Here is a 15,585-nt window from a genome sequence, read left to right as displayed (position 1 = left end):
TAAAGCTGTTACCTTATTTGGTAACAGTGATTTTTTTTAGTCCAAATTTATAAATTCTATTTAAGTCCATAAGATACCCTCACTGTGAGATAGCAGCCGGATACATTCTAGGTTGCCGTTTGTCAATCACTTTAACTATTGCATTCGCTTCAGAGCTAATACGTTCTAACTCAGATATTAAGACTGGTGCTTGTTTAACAGATCTAGCCATTCGAATAAAAGCAAGAACTGATTCTGGAGAAATTTCCTCATCGCTCTCAATACCTTCATAAGCTGTATCGAAATTCGTAATAGTTTCAAGCAAACCTTTTAAATCTTTCGTTACTGCTTGCAGTTCCACTGCAGTATTTTCTACTTCATATACCAACTGCTCCGTTGACATTGAATCGATACGTTCCGCGTAATTGACCATTTCTAATTCCTCCTACAAATATTATTTTTTCTGTGTTGATTCATTACACAAAGACTTAGGTATAAGAGCACAAAACTCAACACTATTCACAAATGTGCTAACAAGAACTTTCGAAGAATCGTGTGTCTCTTGAATTTCATACTCATCGAAAAGCTCTATAAAGACCTTGTGTGTTAACAGGATTGAAGGTGAATCAAACCTACTGATACTTACTGTTAAAAACTGAGCTTCCTCACCTGACTTTGCTTGTGCGTCAATCAAATTAACGATCGCAGCTAATGACTGTACATTTTCAATATTCATCTTACTCACCTCCCTCTGCATGCCACCAAAGCTTGGGATTTAGCTAAATATGTTGCATTTGCTTAACTTCACCTTTAGTCCAGGCTTCAACAACTTCACGATTGAAAAGGATTTTCCCACGTACTTTAAAGTGGGGGATTTCAGACTTCCTTACTGCTGAATAGATTGTAGCTGTAGAAGTGCCTAGCATCTCCGCCACTTCATTAACCGTCAAAGTGATTTTTATCATAATAATCCACCTCTCCATAAAATTTACTAATAGTAAGTATCCTCGAACATAATATTTACTATGAGTAAACAATAACGCCTTTCTTACTAACTGTAAACAAAAATGATGCAAAATATTTTTACAGGTAGTAAAATATAATAAAATATACTACGCACACAGGGGGATATTTAAACTTATGGATTATGTAAAGAATTTTGGTATTCACTTAAAAGCAGCAAGGGAGCGAGCAGGACTAACGCTTTCAGAATTAGGTAAGATAGTAGGTTACTCAAACCCTTACCTTTCACAAATAGAATCAGGCAAACGAAGTAACCCACCAGCACCTGAGTTGATTAGAAAAATTGCAGACGCTTTACCTGACGTATCATACGGGGGGTTATTAGAAATAGCGGGGTATCACGAGCTTGCTAAAAACGAAAAGATCAGAAGTGCTTATGAAGATTTCAAAGATGAACTGGATGATTTTGAAATAGATATTAATGTTTTACATGAGAAAGTTCGAGTTATAGATGAAATAACGGATATTAACAATCTTCTTTTATCCGAATCTGTACAACCCATCTACAAAGGCCATTTACTTAATGAACAAGATCGCAAACGGATATTAACGATGCTGGAAGTGTTATTTCCTGATTACCAAAATGAGGAGGAATAAACCAAAATGGCTAATATAAAGAAGTACGAAAACGATGATAATAAGTACAGATTCACTGTTAGTCTAGGAAAAGATGCACAAGGCAATTACAAACGAGCAACAAAGGTTTTTTATGTAGAAGGTAAATACACACCTAAACAAAAAGAAGAGTATGTCCTTAATGAGTACATGAAGTTTAAAAAAGAGGTACTATCTGGAGAATACATTGCGCCATCCAATATGATATTTTCCGACTTCGCAAAAGAATGGGAGAATAAATTTGCTCTTACGGAACTATCACAAACAGCAATAAGTAACCATCGATTAAAACTTAAAAATCATATCTTGCCAGTGATCGGTCACATGCACATGGATAAAATAAACCAGCTCATGCTGCTGAATCTAATACAAAACCTTACACGAAAAGATGGTAATAAGGGAGAGTTAACTTACCATTCCAAACAAGACATATACCGCACGCTTCAAAGTGTTTTTAAGTATGCAACCGAATGGAAAGTAATTGAAAAGAATCCCATGGACGGCATTAAAAAGCCGAAACCACCTAAAGATGCAGTAAAGGAAAAGTTACAGGTTTATAATGAGGATGAAATAGCTCAACTATTACAGCTAGTGCAAAGCGAGCCTTCACACTGGAGACTTCTATTCACATTAGCGGTAACTGCCGGCCTACGTAGAGGAGAATTACTTGGTCTTGAGTGGAAACATGTGGACTTTGATAATCAACAAATACTAATAGAACAAACGATTGTATTAACAGGAAGTGGACCTCTAATAAAAGGTACGAAATCAGATTCATCAGAACGTGTTGTTTCCTTACCTGGGAGCATGATGAAGGAATTGAAAGAGTATCACTTTCAATGGAGAAAAGATAAATTGCGACTGGCTGATAAATGGACAGAGAAAGAAAGAGAATGGATTTTCTGTAATGAACATGGACAGCACCTCTACCCTTCTAGTCCTTCCAATTGGTGGAGTAAGTTTGTGAAGAAGCATGAATTTCGATATATCCGACTGCATGATCTACGCCATACATCTGCAAGTCTTTTAATTGCCCAAGGAGTACACGCCAAAATTATATCTGAGCGTTTAGGACATTCAGACATTTCAATTACAATGAATACTTATGGACATGCTTTAAAATCAGCAGATCGTGCAGCAGCTGATAAGTTTGAAATGTTGTTTTCGAAAAGCAATTCAAACTAACATGTGCAAATCGTGTGCAAAAATTCAATTAAAGCAATTAAAAAACATTATATACGAACAAAAACAGAACAGTATAAACACTGATATATCAACATTCATCACAATCCATTCAATTATACTTTAACGTTATCACCACATTTGAGGAGTGGTGGTTTAAAACTTTCTATAATAACTACGGCATACGCGGCTTTTTAGTTTGATCTTACAGCCACATGGCTTTGAAGCGACTCACCCTACTTAATTGGAGGGTGAGTTTTTTATTATCAAAATGGGCATTGTTGCAAAACTGTTGCAAAAATTAATAATAATTAACGATAATACTTAACACATATTAGTAATTACCTACACACAATATGCCCCACCTTACATGGGACAACCACAGTCTTTTTATCAATAGGTTTACTAACAATTGTGGATGCCTTTTTGAATTTCATTTCCTCATATTGGTCCTCTAAATCAAAAATCGATAATTGCCCTTGTTGCTCCATATATTCAAAATGCGTCATTTTCTATTTCCCCTTTCACCATTCAAGTCAGTTTTCTAAGTTTGGTCTACTGCATATTTCCGAACGATTAGCACGCTCATTCAGCCAATTATAGAAAGGTACTGGACGTTCTCTATTAGCTGTTTCTTCAATAGATGATGATTTCCTAAGCTTCACACTTGAACGCTCCACAGCCTTGTTATACGCTCCTGCAAATACGGCTCTCAATGTGCTTGTAACTGTCAGAACACCTTCTTTAATATCCATGACAATTTTAAATAGCACGTTCTTAACTTTTATAAAGTCAGGTGCATTTTGAACCTGAGTAGCTAATACTACTTTGTGCAATTCGTCTTTCAAGTTATCAGCTAATGGCAAACTATTCATGAAATCGAATAGCATCACCTGGTACTCGTTCATGTATTCCTTATGAGCTTCTTTTTCAGCGTGTGCATTATTATATATATTTTGTAAAGTGCTTGTTTTAAAAGATAAATGATTAAAATATTTAGATGATTGGTTTTCAGATAGTTGCGCTTCAACCTTACTCTCACAGGGTTTTTCAGCATTTCCACGTTGGGGCATTGTAAGGCAAAATAATGTAGATGCTTGCTCCTTGTCCACCTTTGCTTTTTACAGTCGTTTCTTTTTAACAATCCCTAAAGATTCCAGTTTTGATATAGCTCGATAAACTGTCTTTGTGCTGATCTCCATTGCTGCAGCAATTGTGGCAGCTTTCAAATGACAAGCTCCTGGATTCTCTAAAGCATGACTAGCGAGTTTGAAAACGATGACACGTTCTGACTCAGTTAAATCGTAATAATGAGCAGCCTTATGATTCTCTACAGCTGAATCCATATCTGCTATTGAATCAAATGTTTTGTAAGTTGCTAAGTATTCAAATGCCCTCGTTTTCACCTCGCTTTCCAATTCCGAACTTTCTAGGATCCATTGAATCAATATTGTTCGTTTTTACTTAAATGCTTTACGTAAATTATCACGTATCTCTTTTACTTCTAAATCTGTAAGCAAACTATGATACCTAATAGTCCACTTCAATCGATTTTGATACTTATGAGTATCGGTAATTGCACTATTGTTCAATTTAACAAATTAGAAAATGGCATGACAAAAGATCAAGTATTTGAAATCCTTGGTGGTGAAGGTGCCGTTATTTCTGAATCTGGAGATGTAGTTATGTACAGCTATAATGGTAAGTCTTTAGGTGCAAATGCTTCTCTTATGTTCCAAGGCAGTAAATTAATGAACAAGACTCAAATGGTATTGGAATATATGTAAATTTAAAAACAAAAAAGGGAGTACCCCTAACATTTAATAGACGTTAATTCGTTTATTTGTTAGGGCGTGCTCTCTTTTTTTGTTTTTTAAAGGAGGTGGATTATAATGTTAACTGGTATTTGGTTTAGTGTTTTATTCATATTTTGGTTTGGGCAATTTTTATCTTTAGTAATATATTGTGTTAATACTTTCATAAGAGGTAACATCAAAATAAACTGTATTAGCATTGGATACGTAATAAGTACATCATTTATTTTCACTTACATCTAAAAAAGACCAGGTACTCAATTGAGCGCCTGGTCTTTTTCGTAAGATAAATTTCAATTAATTTTAATTAATAACTAAAGCTAGCAGCATAACTTCTTATATCGACATTTGATTGATTAGGTGTAATACTTACTCCAATAGGAAGTACTGAGATACCTATTGTACCTGTAAATTTCTTATGACCATATTCGAACTTAACTGTTGCTTTACCTGAAGATGAAGACTTAATATAGAATGTTTGAGCAATAGTGCCTTCATGTGTTTGGAATTTATTTAAAGTTCCACTAAGATCAAACGAACCTGCTACTCCTAAAGATGGGTCCCACGTTGATGGTGTAGTACTACTTGACATTAACGTAGTTCCTCCTGTTGAAGTATTGTATAAAGAATATGTTGAGTTAAAACCTTGAAGTTTTCCTGATTGAGCTGGTATATAAACACCAAGACTTGATGGGAAACCAATAGCTATTTTATCTGTCAAAGCAAAAATCGGTTTATTTAACCATCTGAAGTTTGCGTGTGCATAAAATGCATTGTAACCCGAAACAGTACTATTATTCAGCTTTAACACATTACCTTTAAAACTCATATCTGCACTCGGAATATCACCAAAAGTTGTAACTTCTGATGGATCGCTTGTTACTTCATCAAAACTATAAATCTCTTCAAAACTTGTTAATATTTCAGCTTCACTATCAACTAAGAACTTTAGTTCTTCATATGGCATATTCTCAACTTCTACCTTACTAAAATTCAAGCCATATAAATAATCCTTTTCAGCATCCGTTAAAGATGATTCACCTTCTGCAGCTTCAACTTGATGATTGAATCCCAAAGTTAGTGCAAAAATGACACCTAAAAACATTAAAATACTATTTTTCTTCATTTCCATGCTCCCTATTTTTTACAATTTTAATTATATACATATTTTATCATTTTTGGATAAATATTTTAAATTTGAATAAAAAGTACTAGTTTTTTCAGAAGTATATTAGTTTATTATAATAATACATAGATAGGGAGGTTTAGATAATGGAGGCATTCTTTTCTTTCAGCTGCTTTTTTCTTATGCCAGTATATGGGTTTTTATTTTGTTTCTATTTTATAAAATTAATAAAGAAATTAATAAAGGGACAGAATGATACAAATGTCGAAGCAAGTGTTATGACAATAATGTTTATTTTAATTATATGGAGTATCAGCTATACCGTAGCTATAGGAAATTAATTAATAGTTTTTTTATGAGGGCACTTGATGTAGTTTTTATTTTTCAGTGCCCCTCTTTTCTCTTATTTACTATTCCGCTGTAATTTTTATTCCTTCAAAATCGCCACCTGTCAACGTACCAGTATCAAATTTGTCTAGGTGTGACTTATCAATAAGCTTTTTATCTACTGCTTTTTTGAGGTAATCCCGGACTGCAGTTTTAGTTGTCTCATTTGTGAATTTCATTGTGTCATAATCCTTTTCAGTTGGTTAATCGGATTCTTTTGGTTTCATTGATTCTTCAATTCTTTTCAAGAAACTACCCCAACGATCTTCCGCTAGTATACGGTGAGGGCAATATTTGCCATTCCAGTCCTGGTGTTTCTTCACTCGTTCAATGCTCTAATCGTATTGCTTTAAAAGCTTTGCAATGTATTGAACAGCGTTTTCCTCCGCAACTCCATAACGTACACCACCACTTTTGCTGTAACAAATTTCGATGCTAATAGAAAGACGGTTGCCTTTCTTTAAAGCGTTAGGATCACTACTGCCTCCGCCATCTCCACAATGCCAAGTGTTACGGTTGAAAGGAATTGCTTGAATAACCTCTTTATCATCTAGAGCAACGTGATATGATACATAATTGTTATTTCCAATCATGTACGAAATTTTATTAGTAGCTGGTCCATCATTGGCTGTACTATGTACTGTAATAAATTGTGGTGCCATGATGAAAGGTGCCTTTAGTGAATACTTGTTTGAAGGTAAAAGAGTTTGTTTGAAATAAGTAACTCATTTAACCTCATCCTCTCCTGTTTTATCCTTCACGATTGCCAAAATGTTTTTGATAAAGTCAGGCATTGGCTGCCTCATCCCCTGCGTACTCAATGCTAGGAATCACAACGGGCAATAAGTAAATTGACCCGACCAGCATTAAATAATAAATCTTTCGTATGATTCCGTTAAAGCCTGTATGACTGTTTAAGTTTTGATTAACGACCCGAGCGAAGCGACTCATCGGGCTTCCCCTGGAAAGGACGCTGGCGGAACGGAAATCAACCTCTCGCCTTGCCAAAGGGTCTTTTTCTATTATTAACATCATCTTTTTTTATTTGTGGAGTTAAAGTTCTTTGCTTTTTTAATATACTTTCCACTTTACAAATTTCATTATAGAAAACGCCATAACCTTTTACATAATATGGAACGTTTCTTCTTTATATAATACGACTAGTTCCCCTCCTAATTTAAAAAGTCTGTACAACCTTTCCATAGCCTGTATAATTCCCTCCCATTTTGCGCATATATGGAGTAACAAGGGAGGTTAGGATATTGAAAAAAATAATTTATTTACTTGTATTCACTTCACTACTTTTAGCAGCCTGTGGAAAAAGTGCGGATCCAAAGGAAGTAGCCGTCGATCAAAACACGACCGTTGAAGATATAGTAGGTGCGATTGTGAAAAATGAATTCTCTGTAGAGGAATCTAAAGATGGTGTTGTCACAATTTCCATTCAGGATACAGATGTGACAGAGGGATCAAAAAGTCAAATGTTGAAGGATTCCACTAAAATTTTTGCTGAATTATCCAAGCTAAAAAGTGTGAAGACACCTGCTATTACTTGGTATGCTCCACTCACTGAGCCTGATGGTGATAAAACAATGACAGAGGTCTTGAATATTTATTTTAGTGAAGAGGATTATCATAAAATAGACTGGGCAAATTATCTACAGGTGGATATAGAATCTAGCGCTACGAACTTTCACGAAGATGAGGCTTTAGAGGATTAACCATTAAGATACCCCACAACCTATTGTGAGGTATCTTTTTTAAGTTGTTGTTTTTACATACTGCTTTATAGCCTCTACTAAAAGAGGTTGTTTTATCTTGTCATGCGTTGCTTGCCAAATTCCCTTCCCATCCTGCAATATTAATAGCTGTGGTGATTCATGCTTCACCTGAAGATCACCTGCAATAGCATTAGAAACCACTCTATCCATTTGGACAATCACAAGATACTTCGGCAATTTTGTTATGAGTGCTTTATATTCCTTTATAGCTGCAATACTGCTCATACATGTCATGCTAATTTTTAATACAAGACATGGCATGTGCTTTGATTGCTCTAACACCTCGCTCCAATTATCCAATGTCTTTATTCGTTGCATAGCATAACCTCCTTTATAAATCATTATATACCACAATGGGTATTTATCATCATAAAAAAACACGAGACTATATGTATAGCTCGTGCTTTGGATTCTTTAGTTAGATGCCCGCTGTATTCATTAATACAAGACGCCAGCCGTCTGGGTCTTCAATAGTTATCCCTTGCTCTGCCCAATAAGGATTTTCAGGCTCCACTTCGGGATATCCCATAAGTTCGAGACGTTCGGTAATATGACGAATGGTTTCACTATTTGGAATATAAAGTACTAAAAGGTTGTCCCTAGTTGGTGCTGGACAAGGACTTCCATCAACATGCGCTGTAAATTCTAGGTGATAGCCTACATTCGGGAGACCAATCATAATTCCATCATAGCCACGGTGTGCCGTAAAAGAGCCTATTTTCTTTAAGCCGACTCCTTCACAGTAAAAACGCTCTATTTCTTGTAATTGATCTGTTGGTCTTGCTACTCTAACCTGTGCAACTGCTAATTCATTTGTCCATTGTTGTTCCATCGTTATGCCTCCCTTTTTAAACTATTGTAGAATGAGACAATAATGCTGGAAACAGTCCTAGGTCTGAAGTTATTATGCTAAAGCAACGCTAAACGAAGCAGCAGTCTTCTCTTTTACTTCCTCTAAAGTAACACCTTTTGCTAACTCTATTAGTTGCATGCCATCTTTAGTAAAATCAAAAACAGCTAAGTCTGTAATTAAGCGATGTACTACTCCTTTACCTGTTAAGGGGAGCTCACATTGCTTTTTAATTTTAGATTCACCGTTTTTATTTACATGCTCCATTACGACGATCACTCTTTTAGCTCCTACAACAAGGTCCATAGCGCCACCCATTCCCTTTACCATTTTCCCTGGAATCATCCAGTTTGCAAGGTCTCCTGTTTCAGATACCTCCATGCCACCTAAAATGGCAAGGTCAATATGACCGCCTCGAATCATTGCAAATGATTCTGCACTGTCAAAGAAGGATGCTCCTGGAACTGCAGTGACCGTTTCCTTCCCCGCATTAATTAAATCAGGGTCAACGGCTTCCTCTACTGGATAAGGTCCAATACCGAGAAGGCCATTTTCAGATTGTAACAGCACGTCATAATCGGCTGGAATCACATTGGCAACAAGTGTTGGGATGCCTATACCTAGATTAACATTCATCCCATTTGCTATTTCCTTTACTGCTCTGTTAACCATTTTTTGTCTTGTATCCATTACGCTTCCCCCTTTTTCACCGTTAAACGCTCGATACGCTTCTCATAATTTTCACCTACCAATACACGTTGTACAAAAACACCTGGTGTGTGAATGTGATCTGGATCTAGCTCGCCCACTTCCACAATTTCTTCAACCTCAGCAATCGTAATTTTCCCTGCCATAGCAGCCAATGGATTAAAATTACGTGATGTTTTTCTGTAGACTAAATTTCCTTGCTTATCTGCTTTCCATGCTTTGACAAGGGCAAAATCAGCCACAATGCCTTCTTCCAGAATAAATTCCTTCCCATCAAAAACCTTTACTTCTTTTCCTTCCGCAATTGGCGTTCCAACACCTGTCGCAGTATAAAATCCTGGAATTCCTGCGCCACCTGCACGTAGTCGCTCCGCAAGTGTTCCCTGAGGCGATAATTCCACTTCTAGCTCGCCACTTAAAAATTGTTGTTCAAAAATTTTATTTTCTCCTACATAGGAAGCCACCATTTTTTTTATCTGCTTATTCGCTAAGAGTAGACCTAAACCCCAATCATCTACACCGCAGTTATTACTGACAACCGTTAAATCCTTTGTGCCCTGCTGTACTAACGCTGCAATCGATTTTTCTGGTATACCACAGAGCCCAAATCCTCCTACAGCTAATGTGTCTCCATCTCTAATATCCGCAACAGCTTCCTCAAACGAACTCCATACTTTCCCATTCCCCATCTCGAAACCCCCTATAATTGCTCGCTTATTAAGAAAAATTCTACATCATTGCTATTTTACAAGTAAAGGAATTAATTTGAATACTATTTATTCCTTATTGGAATAAATCCATTTTCAGTATTTCTCCCAATCGTTTTGAGTAACTGCTTTAACGCATAAGATTGATACGTGTTTTTCTTCGTAATAATCCCTAAACGCCATGGCATATGAAATTGATGTAATGGGATCGTTCTCACATTGGCATTTGTTTGCTTCGCGGCAATTGAGAAGGGTAATAGTGTAACGCCCAGATTGGAGGATACTAATTCCAAAATCAAATCCCATTGTGAACTTTTATAGCCGACTATCGGTGTAAAGCCTACGCTTTTACATGATTTAATAATATAGTCATGGAGCGTGAACTCCTCTGCAAAGATAATAAACGTTTCGTTTTTTAAATCCTTCAAAGCTATAGAATCCTCTTTTGCCAATGGATGGGATTCATTCATAAATACAAAAAATTGATCCTCTACAAATGGCTGAACGGAAAATTTCCTTTCATCTGCTGGTAATACAACAATGCCCATATCAACATCGCCATTTTCAACTAGCATTTCTACCATTTTAGCGCCTCGTTCGACAAGCTCTAAATGCACCTCTGGGTATAGTTGATGAAATTTCCTGGCGATGTCAGGAAAAAATAATGTGCCAATTAGAGGTGGAATCCCTAATTTGATAGCGCCTGTTTTAATATTCAATAAATCATCCAATAAAATATGCAACTCTTGAACACCGTGCAATATTTTTTGTCCCTGTTGAAAGACAATACTCCCTGCGTCTGTTAGCTCTACTTTGCGAGTAGACCTGTTCAACAATTCAACTTGTAATGTTTCTTCTAATTTCTTGATACTTTTGCTTAGTGATGGCTGAGATACAAAGGACACATTTGCAGCCTTTGTAAAACTTCCCTGTTCAACCACAGCCATAAATGCTTTTAAATCCCGTAATTCCATAAACATCTTCCTCATTTATTCATATTTATTATGAAATGATATATAGAATTCCTTTTAGTAATAAATTCTCCTTCAATTCGTTTAATCCTTTACTGGATAAAGAACCCAAAGAAGAAGGGTTCCGATTAAAAGACATCTTTAAACAAGTCGATATTCCAGAAGCAACGTATCACTATCACATGAAGAACTTTTTTGGCTTACTCAAACAAGAAATGTAATAGGGAGAAGAATTAATTTCCTATGAAGCGTTAAAGAAGAAAATAGAGGAATATATCGATTACTATAATAACGATCGAATTAAGCAAAAATAGGCAGACATGAGCCTGGTAAAATACCGAACTTATGCCAGCCGATTAGCTACATAACTAAAACTCTATTTTTAAGGAGTCACTACCCATTTAATGGGCTTTTTCTAATGCCAGTTTAATACCGAATCCAATTAATACAGCACCCGTTACGCCTTCAATTATTGCCTTCGTCGATGGCTTTTTCATAAAGGCGCTAATTCGATCTAATAGATACACATAGAAGACAAACCATAACATTGTTAATGCTGTATAAATAAGACCCATTATTAAAAATGGAAAAAATGTCCCGCTCGTACCGTCTACAAATTGAGGTAGAAACGTTAGGAAAAATACAGCGACCTTTGGATTTGTCACATTTGTAAGAAACCCTTGTTTAAAGCAGGACTGCTGCGAATATTTGTGATCCATATTTGCAGCATCTTGCACTACAGGTGATTGTGTGCGAATTGTCCGTAGTGTCCATAATGTTTTGATACCTAAATAACATAAATAAACTGCACCAATGTACTTTAAAGCAGCAAATACATAGGCAGATTTCACAATAATAGCAGAAAGACCAATTACAGCAGCACATGTGTGAATTAATAAACCACAACAAGATCCTAAGATTGTCTGTAATCCTCCCTTTCTACTTACAGTCAAGGTATTCTTAGTTGCAATCGCTGTATCAGGACCAGGTAAAATAATGAGCAAAATGCACATAATTAAGAACACGGATATGTTAACCATAGTACATCTCCTTTCTATGTCAGAAAATTATAAATAATTTTAACATAAGCGATGACCTACTGAAAGATAGAAAATAATATCATCTTTTTCCATTGACATATAACCATAAGGTGTTATATATTCATAACACCTTATGGTTATATGTCACTCAACTCTGCAAACGCTTTTGGTTTGAGCAGGCTCGTACCATCAGTGTCATTTCATCAAACAATAAAGGAGTAACTATACATGACTGAAAAATTACAGGATATTGTCAAAACGATTACTTTGAATGCCCCTATTGAAAAAGTGTGGGAGACAGTCGCAACCGCTGAAAAAATTGCTTCATGGTTTATGCCAAATGATTTTCAACCAATCGAAGGACATGAATTCACTATTCAATCACCGTTTGGTCCTTCACCCTGTAAAGTAGAACGTGTCGAAGCACCATATTATTTACGTTTTGCCTGGGATCAAGATGGATGGTTCGTCACTTTTGAGCTAAAAGAGGTTGGCGATCAAACAGAATTTACGTTAACGCATGGTGGCTGGAAGGAAGCTTCTCATATTATTCCTAAAGCGAATACTGCTGCTGAAGCTATTCGGACAAAAATGGATGACGGCTGGACAATACTTATTCAGCATAAATTAAAAGAGATTGCCGAATCCTAATGACTCAATCAGCCGTAAAATATGATGTTTTTCAAGCCATTGCTGATCCCACAAGAAGGAATATTTTACAGATACTTGCCGCAAGTGATAGACCTATTTCCAATATTTCTGAGCACTTTGCTATTAGTCGAACTGCTGTCGTAAAGCATTTAAAAATATTAGAGCAGGCTGAGCTCATTTCTGCTGAAAAAAAGGGTCGAGAAAAAATCTATACTTTGCATAGTGAGCGTTTGCAGGAAATTGAAGATTGGCTTCAGTACTTCCATTTATTTTGGGACAATAAATTGGTGCAGCTTCAAAGAATGGTTGAAGAGGATTAAAGCAAAAAAGGAGCTGTCTTTATACTGGACAGCTCCACATTTAAAAGAGATAAAATACCCCCCCATTAATGATTTCAATTTTAATTTTAGATTCGTATTGCTCCTCTAATGCTTTGCGTTCAATTTCATAGCATTCAGGTTTATCCTCCACATCCTCATAAAAATAATCTAAGACTCGTTGATCTCGTTGCCAACGTTTCTGTGCTTCAATTGCCCATGAATGATCATCTTGTTCAATGATGGCTTCAACTGCTGCATGTAGTCGTTCCAGTGCTCGAAGTGGCTTAATAATATATTGCACATGAAATACATTATCTGCGGGCTCCATGTCGAATTCTGAGGTACAAATCGTTTCATGAAAATCTTCCTTTACCACACCTGTCAATAAATTGATACCAAATGAATAAAGCATTTCTTTTGTGCGATCACAGCAATAAGAAACTTTAAAGTTAACACCTAACCAAGGTGTTAGGATGACCTGACCCATTGCACTATCCACCTTTTCAAACAGTTGAACATAGGCTCCTAATTCTTTTGTTGCTACAAATAGCTGATTTAAACGTGGTGAGCCGTAATGAATGGCCTCTCCAAATAAGTTACCAGCTATTGACGTTTGATTTGTTATGAAGGTTACTTGAGCTGGGTTTGGCTCACTATTAGTCGCTTCAATATACTGCCAATAAAATGGCCTATTCATAATCCTTTTATCAATATCCACCGTTAGTTGAACTGTTAAATAATGATCCTCTTCACCTAAAATAGCGCAGTCATTCTCGTTAAAAAATTCTTTTAAATAGTGATGGACTTGTTGCGGATACATGGTTGCCCCTCCTTACCTCATACAGATTCTTTAAAGTTTGTTAAAATCGCATCTAAATCGCCAACCACTTTCTCGAACACATCAATTTTTGTATGAAGTAACTCCAATATTTTTTCTTCAATGGTATTTTCAATCGCAAGATTATAAATATGGACGTCATGCTCCTGTCCCAAACGATGGACACGACCAATACGTTGCTCTAGCTTCATTGGATTCCATGGTAGATCATAGTTGATGACATGATGACAAAATTGAAGGTTGATTCCTTCGCCTCCTGCCTCAGTTGCGATGAGTACCTGTGCTCTCTCTTTAAAGAGATGCTTCATATAATCTCGTTTGCTTTTATTGAACTTCCCATTAAACAGGACACTCGTTATGCCATTAGTATGCAAATACCATTGTAAATAAACTTGAGTAGCCCGATACTCTGTAAAAATAATAACCTTGTCATCTGCTTGTTTTACGATTTCTAGCGTTTTCTCCGCCTTTGAATTTACTTCTAAGGCCATAAGCTTTGCTAAAATCGCTTCAAGTTCTTGTGGCTGCACATGATCATCTAGCATATTCGTTAGTGTTAATGCTGTGGCTTCCTTGCTACTACACATTTCCTTTTGTAAAGTAATTAATGAAAAGGAACCTGTATTTTCAAGGGCTCCAAGCAAATCGTAAACTTCCCTCTCTGCCTCCGTAAATGTAATCGGTACAATTTGAACACAGCGATTTGTCCATTCAATCCCTGTATCTTCTCGCCGATTTCTCACCATTACCTGATTGACCAATTCTTTTAAATAATCATCATGTTCTAAATGATGCTTACTAGCAGAGAAGGCTGACTGGAATGTATCGTAATTCCCTAAATGCCCTGGCTTTAATAAGGAAATTAAATAATACAGTTCGAACACATCGTTCTGAATAGGTGTGGCTGTTAATAATAAGCAAAACTTTTTCTTTAACCCTTGTACGAACTCATAAATTTGTGTTTTATTATTCTTTAATTTATGTGCCTCATCAATAATAATCATGTCGTAATCCTGCTCATAAATGCGCTCTTTATGGGGACTTTTTTTAGCCGTATCCATACTCATAATGAGGACATCGTAGCGCTCTATTGGACAATTTTTCTTATAGGCGATGGCCGGTATATGAAATTTTAAATTTAACTCTTCAATCCACTGATTAATGAGAGAAGCAGGTGCTAAAATTAATGCCCTTTTAACAAGGCCTCGAATAAGGTATTCCTTTAAAATTAAGCCCGCTTCAATCGTTTTACCAAGACCTACTTCATCGGCTAAAATCGCTTTTCCATTCATGCGCTCAATAACTGTTTCAGCCGCTTCTAACTGGTGTACTAATGGTTTTAAGTGCGGTAAATACTTAGTTGCTTGTAATCCCGTAAAATCAGGGATTAATTTCCTTTTCACAATATCATAGTTCATCTTATATAATGTCCAGCTCTGCCATTGTTCAAGATGATTTAATCGATTGCTAAAGCCTTCTTCCCACTCGGACGACCTTTCTATTTTCATGATCATCACCTCATGTTATTTTTTCTAGCTTAGGTTGTCCAAAAAAGGAAAAGATATGTTCCTTTTAGATGAAAAACACCTAATG

24 protein-coding genes and 1 pseudogene are annotated in these 15,585 nt (G+C 36.2%); 7 read left to right on the top strand and 18 right to left on the bottom strand.

Annotation, left to right across the window (positions count from 1 at the left end; all coding sequences use genetic code 11):
- Positions 1-79: 79 nt before the first annotated feature.
- Genes NV349_RS01750 through NV349_RS01740 form a run of 3 tightly spaced genes read right to left on the bottom strand, consistent with a single transcriptional unit; the run spans position 80 to position 944 of the window.
- Positions 80-412: a hypothetical protein gene (locus tag NV349_RS01750; protein WP_271912173.1), complete on the bottom strand. Its 333-nt coding sequence runs from the start codon at positions 410-412 to the stop codon at positions 80-82.
- Between the two features lie 21 nt (positions 413-433).
- Positions 434-715 (bottom strand): hypothetical protein, encoded by a 282-nt coding sequence (locus NV349_RS01745; RefSeq protein ID WP_271912171.1) that lies wholly within the window; start codon positions 713-715, stop codon positions 434-436.
- A 43-nt stretch (positions 716-758) separates the two neighbouring features.
- Positions 759-944, bottom strand: coding sequence for a helix-turn-helix domain-containing protein (locus tag NV349_RS01740; protein ID WP_271912169.1), 186 nt, complete (start codon positions 942-944; stop codon positions 759-761).
- Positions 945-1,119: 175 nt separating this feature from the next.
- Between NV349_RS01740 and NV349_RS01735 the strand changes: the two genes are divergently transcribed.
- Together NV349_RS01735 and NV349_RS01730 are read left to right on the top strand one after the other, a co-directional pair.
- Positions 1,120-1,599, top strand: a complete 480-nt coding sequence (locus NV349_RS01735; RefSeq protein WP_271912168.1) for a helix-turn-helix domain-containing protein — start codon at positions 1,120-1,122, stop codon at positions 1,597-1,599.
- 6 nt (positions 1,600-1,605) lie between these two features.
- Entirely contained in the window at positions 1,606-2,802 is a 1,197-nt protein-coding gene (locus NV349_RS01730) for a tyrosine-type recombinase/integrase (protein ID WP_271912167.1), read from the top strand.
- Between the two features lie 338 nt (positions 2,803-3,140).
- On the opposite strand, the gene NV349_RS01725 is transcribed toward NV349_RS01730, so the two are convergent.
- From NV349_RS01725 to NV349_RS01715, 3 genes are read right to left on the bottom strand one after another with little or no spacing between them, the layout of a single operon-like run.
- Positions 3,141-3,308, bottom strand: coding sequence for a hypothetical protein (locus NV349_RS01725; protein ID WP_155273174.1), 168 nt, complete (start codon positions 3,306-3,308; stop codon positions 3,141-3,143).
- 27 nt (positions 3,309-3,335) lie between these two features.
- Positions 3,336-3,911 carry a helix-turn-helix domain-containing protein gene (locus NV349_RS01720; RefSeq protein ID WP_230593748.1) on the bottom strand — a complete coding sequence of 192 codons (576 nt, stop codon included), beginning with the start codon at positions 3,909-3,911 and terminating at the stop codon, positions 3,336-3,338.
- A gap of 9 nt (positions 3,912-3,920) precedes the next feature.
- Positions 3,921-4,217, bottom strand: coding sequence for a helix-turn-helix domain-containing protein (locus NV349_RS01715; protein WP_230593749.1), 297 nt, complete (start codon positions 4,215-4,217; stop codon positions 3,921-3,923).
- A 195-nt stretch (positions 4,218-4,412) separates the two neighbouring features.
- Here NV349_RS01715 and NV349_RS01710 point away from each other — a divergent pair, with 195 nt between their 5' ends.
- Positions 4,413-4,586, top strand: a complete 174-nt coding sequence (locus NV349_RS01710; protein WP_244504844.1) for a hypothetical protein — start codon at positions 4,413-4,415, stop codon at positions 4,584-4,586.
- Between the two features lie 334 nt (positions 4,587-4,920).
- Here NV349_RS01710 and NV349_RS01705 read toward each other — a convergent pair whose 3' ends face one another.
- The 4 genes from NV349_RS01705 to NV349_RS01690 form a co-directional block, all read right to left on the bottom strand.
- A complete protein-coding gene (locus tag NV349_RS01705; protein WP_036117894.1) occupies positions 4,921-5,739 on the bottom strand; it encodes a hypothetical protein in 819 nt (272 codons plus the stop codon).
- 410 nt (positions 5,740-6,149) lie between these two features.
- Positions 6,150-6,305: a hypothetical protein gene (locus NV349_RS01700; protein WP_170829845.1), complete on the bottom strand. Its 156-nt coding sequence runs from the start codon at positions 6,303-6,305 to the stop codon at positions 6,150-6,152.
- Positions 6,306-6,461: 156 nt separating this feature from the next.
- Entirely contained in the window at positions 6,462-6,788 is a 327-nt protein-coding gene (locus NV349_RS01695) for a peptidoglycan recognition protein family protein (protein ID WP_051891571.1), read from the bottom strand.
- A 124-nt stretch (positions 6,789-6,912) separates the two neighbouring features.
- On the bottom strand, positions 6,913-7,077 hold the full coding sequence (locus NV349_RS01690) for a phage holin family protein (RefSeq protein ID WP_155273175.1): 165 nt from the start codon (positions 7,075-7,077) through the stop codon (positions 6,913-6,915).
- Positions 7,078-7,388: 311 nt separating this feature from the next.
- On the opposite strand from NV349_RS01690, the gene NV349_RS01685 reads away from it, so the two are divergent.
- Entirely contained in the window at positions 7,389-7,847 is a 459-nt protein-coding gene (locus NV349_RS01685; RefSeq protein ID WP_058843969.1) for a hypothetical protein, read from the top strand.
- 39 nt (positions 7,848-7,886) lie between these two features.
- Here the strand turns inward: NV349_RS01685 and ytxJ are convergent, their stop codons facing one another.
- The 5 genes from ytxJ to NV349_RS01660 all read right to left on the bottom strand — a co-directional run bounded on the left by ytxJ (position 7,887) and on the right by NV349_RS01660 (position 11,146).
- Positions 7,887-8,225: a bacillithiol system redox-active protein YtxJ gene (ytxJ, locus tag NV349_RS01680; RefSeq protein WP_036117923.1), complete on the bottom strand. Its 339-nt coding sequence runs from the start codon at positions 8,223-8,225 to the stop codon at positions 7,887-7,889.
- A 100-nt stretch (positions 8,226-8,325) separates the two neighbouring features.
- Complete coding sequence (locus NV349_RS01675; protein ID WP_058843970.1) at positions 8,326-8,739, bottom strand: VOC family protein; 414 nt, start codon at positions 8,737-8,739, stop codon at positions 8,326-8,328.
- Between the two features lie 72 nt (positions 8,740-8,811).
- A complete protein-coding gene (locus tag NV349_RS01670) occupies positions 8,812-9,447 on the bottom strand; it encodes a 3-oxoacid CoA-transferase subunit B (protein WP_058843971.1) in 636 nt (211 codons plus the stop codon).
- The gene (locus tag NV349_RS01665) at positions 9,447-10,154 is read right to left on the bottom strand and encodes a CoA transferase subunit A (RefSeq protein ID WP_058843972.1); all 708 of its coding nucleotides are present in this window, start codon (positions 10,152-10,154) and stop codon (positions 9,447-9,449) included. The genes NV349_RS01670 and NV349_RS01665 overlap by 1 nt, the downstream gene beginning before the upstream one ends.
- A gap of 83 nt (positions 10,155-10,237) precedes the next feature.
- A complete protein-coding gene (locus tag NV349_RS01660; protein WP_101966965.1) occupies positions 10,238-11,146 on the bottom strand; it encodes a LysR family transcriptional regulator in 909 nt (302 codons plus the stop codon).
- Between the two features lie 179 nt (positions 11,147-11,325).
- Here NV349_RS01660 and NV349_RS23180 point away from each other — a divergent pair.
- Positions 11,326-11,457, top strand: a pseudogene (locus NV349_RS23180) (IS3 family transposase); the annotation flags it as partial.
- 87 nt (positions 11,458-11,544) lie between these two features.
- On the opposite strand, the gene NV349_RS01655 reads toward NV349_RS23180, so the two are convergent.
- Positions 11,545-12,183, bottom strand: a complete 639-nt coding sequence (locus tag NV349_RS01655) for a LysE family translocator (protein WP_089933101.1) — start codon at positions 12,181-12,183, stop codon at positions 11,545-11,547.
- Positions 12,184-12,411: 228 nt separating this feature from the next.
- Here NV349_RS01655 and NV349_RS01650 point away from each other — a divergent pair, with 228 nt between their 5' ends.
- Positions 12,412-12,834 (top strand): SRPBCC family protein, encoded by a 423-nt coding sequence (locus NV349_RS01650; protein WP_036117940.1) that lies wholly within the window; start codon positions 12,412-12,414, stop codon positions 12,832-12,834.
- Positions 12,834-13,154, top strand: a complete 321-nt coding sequence (locus NV349_RS01645; protein ID WP_271912159.1) for an ArsR/SmtB family transcription factor — start codon at positions 12,834-12,836, stop codon at positions 13,152-13,154. Before NV349_RS01650 ends, NV349_RS01645 begins: the two co-directional genes overlap by 1 nt.
- A 40-nt stretch (positions 13,155-13,194) precedes the next feature.
- On the opposite strand, the gene NV349_RS01640 is transcribed toward NV349_RS01645, so the two are convergent.
- Positions 13,195-13,974, bottom strand: a complete 780-nt coding sequence (locus tag NV349_RS01640) for a YqhG family protein (protein ID WP_036117946.1) — start codon at positions 13,972-13,974, stop codon at positions 13,195-13,197.
- A gap of 17 nt (positions 13,975-13,991) precedes the next feature.
- On the bottom strand, positions 13,992-15,506 hold the full coding sequence (locus NV349_RS01635) for a DEAD/DEAH box helicase (protein ID WP_058843977.1): 1,515 nt from the start codon (positions 15,504-15,506) through the stop codon (positions 13,992-13,994).
- Positions 15,507-15,585 lie beyond the last annotated feature (79 nt).

The sequence above is a fragment of the Lysinibacillus sp. OF-1 genome, assembly GCF_028356935.1.
GTDB classification, from domain to species: Bacteria; Bacillota; Bacilli; order Bacillales_A; family Planococcaceae; genus Lysinibacillus; species Lysinibacillus fusiformis_D.
This window is presented reverse-complemented; position numbering and strand designations above follow the sequence as displayed.

Coding starts and splice junctions, on each gene's coding strand:
- NV349_RS01660 (WP_101966965.1), bottom strand. CDS start 11,146: ATGGAATTACGGGATTTAAAAGCATTTATGGCTGTGGTTGAACAGGGA.
- NV349_RS01745 (WP_271912171.1), bottom strand. CDS start 715: ATGAATATTGAAAATGTACAGTCATTAGCTGCGATCGTTAATTTGATT.
- NV349_RS01725 (WP_155273174.1), bottom strand. CDS start 3,308: ATGACGCATTTTGAATATATGGAGCAACAAGGGCAATTATCGATTTTT.
- NV349_RS01655 (WP_089933101.1), bottom strand. CDS start 12,183: ATGGTTAACATATCCGTGTTCTTAATTATGTGCATTTTGCTCATTATT.
- NV349_RS01710 (WP_244504844.1), top strand. CDS start 4,413: ATGACAAAAGATCAAGTATTTGAAATCCTTGGTGGTGAAGGTGCCGTT.
- NV349_RS01735 (WP_271912168.1), top strand. CDS start 1,120: ATGGATTATGTAAAGAATTTTGGTATTCACTTAAAAGCAGCAAGGGAG.
- NV349_RS01635 (WP_058843977.1), bottom strand. CDS start 15,506: ATGATCATGAAAATAGAAAGGTCGTCCGAGTGGGAAGAAGGCTTTAGC.
- ytxJ (WP_036117923.1), bottom strand. CDS start 8,225: ATGCAACGAATAAAGACATTGGATAATTGGAGCGAGGTGTTAGAGCAA.
- NV349_RS01705 (WP_036117894.1), bottom strand. CDS start 5,739: ATGAAGAAAAATAGTATTTTAATGTTTTTAGGTGTCATTTTTGCACTA.
- NV349_RS01750 (WP_271912173.1), bottom strand. CDS start 412: ATGGTCAATTACGCGGAACGTATCGATTCAATGTCAACGGAGCAGTTG.
- NV349_RS01740 (WP_271912169.1), bottom strand. CDS start 944: ATGATAAAAATCACTTTGACGGTTAATGAAGTGGCGGAGATGCTAGGC.
- NV349_RS01695 (WP_051891571.1), bottom strand. CDS start 6,788: ATGGCACCACAATTTATTACAGTACATAGTACAGCCAATGATGGACCA.
- NV349_RS01650 (WP_036117940.1), top strand. CDS start 12,412: ATGACTGAAAAATTACAGGATATTGTCAAAACGATTACTTTGAATGCC.
- NV349_RS01640 (WP_036117946.1), bottom strand. CDS start 13,974: ATGTATCCGCAACAAGTCCATCACTATTTAAAAGAATTTTTTAACGAG.
- NV349_RS01675 (WP_058843970.1), bottom strand. CDS start 8,739: ATGGAACAACAATGGACAAATGAATTAGCAGTTGCACAGGTTAGAGTA.
- NV349_RS01690 (WP_155273175.1), bottom strand. CDS start 7,077: ATGAGTCGCTTCGCTCGGGTCGTTAATCAAAACTTAAACAGTCATACA.
- NV349_RS01670 (WP_058843971.1), bottom strand. CDS start 9,447: ATGGATACAAGACAAAAAATGGTTAACAGAGCAGTAAAGGAAATAGCA.
- NV349_RS01665 (WP_058843972.1), bottom strand. CDS start 10,154: ATGGGGAATGGGAAAGTATGGAGTTCGTTTGAGGAAGCTGTTGCGGAT.
- NV349_RS01730 (WP_271912167.1), top strand. CDS start 1,606: ATGGCTAATATAAAGAAGTACGAAAACGATGATAATAAGTACAGATTC.
- NV349_RS01700 (WP_170829845.1), bottom strand. CDS start 6,305: ATGAAATTCACAAATGAGACAACTAAAACTGCAGTCCGGGATTACCTC.
- NV349_RS01645 (WP_271912159.1), top strand. CDS start 12,834: ATGACTCAATCAGCCGTAAAATATGATGTTTTTCAAGCCATTGCTGAT.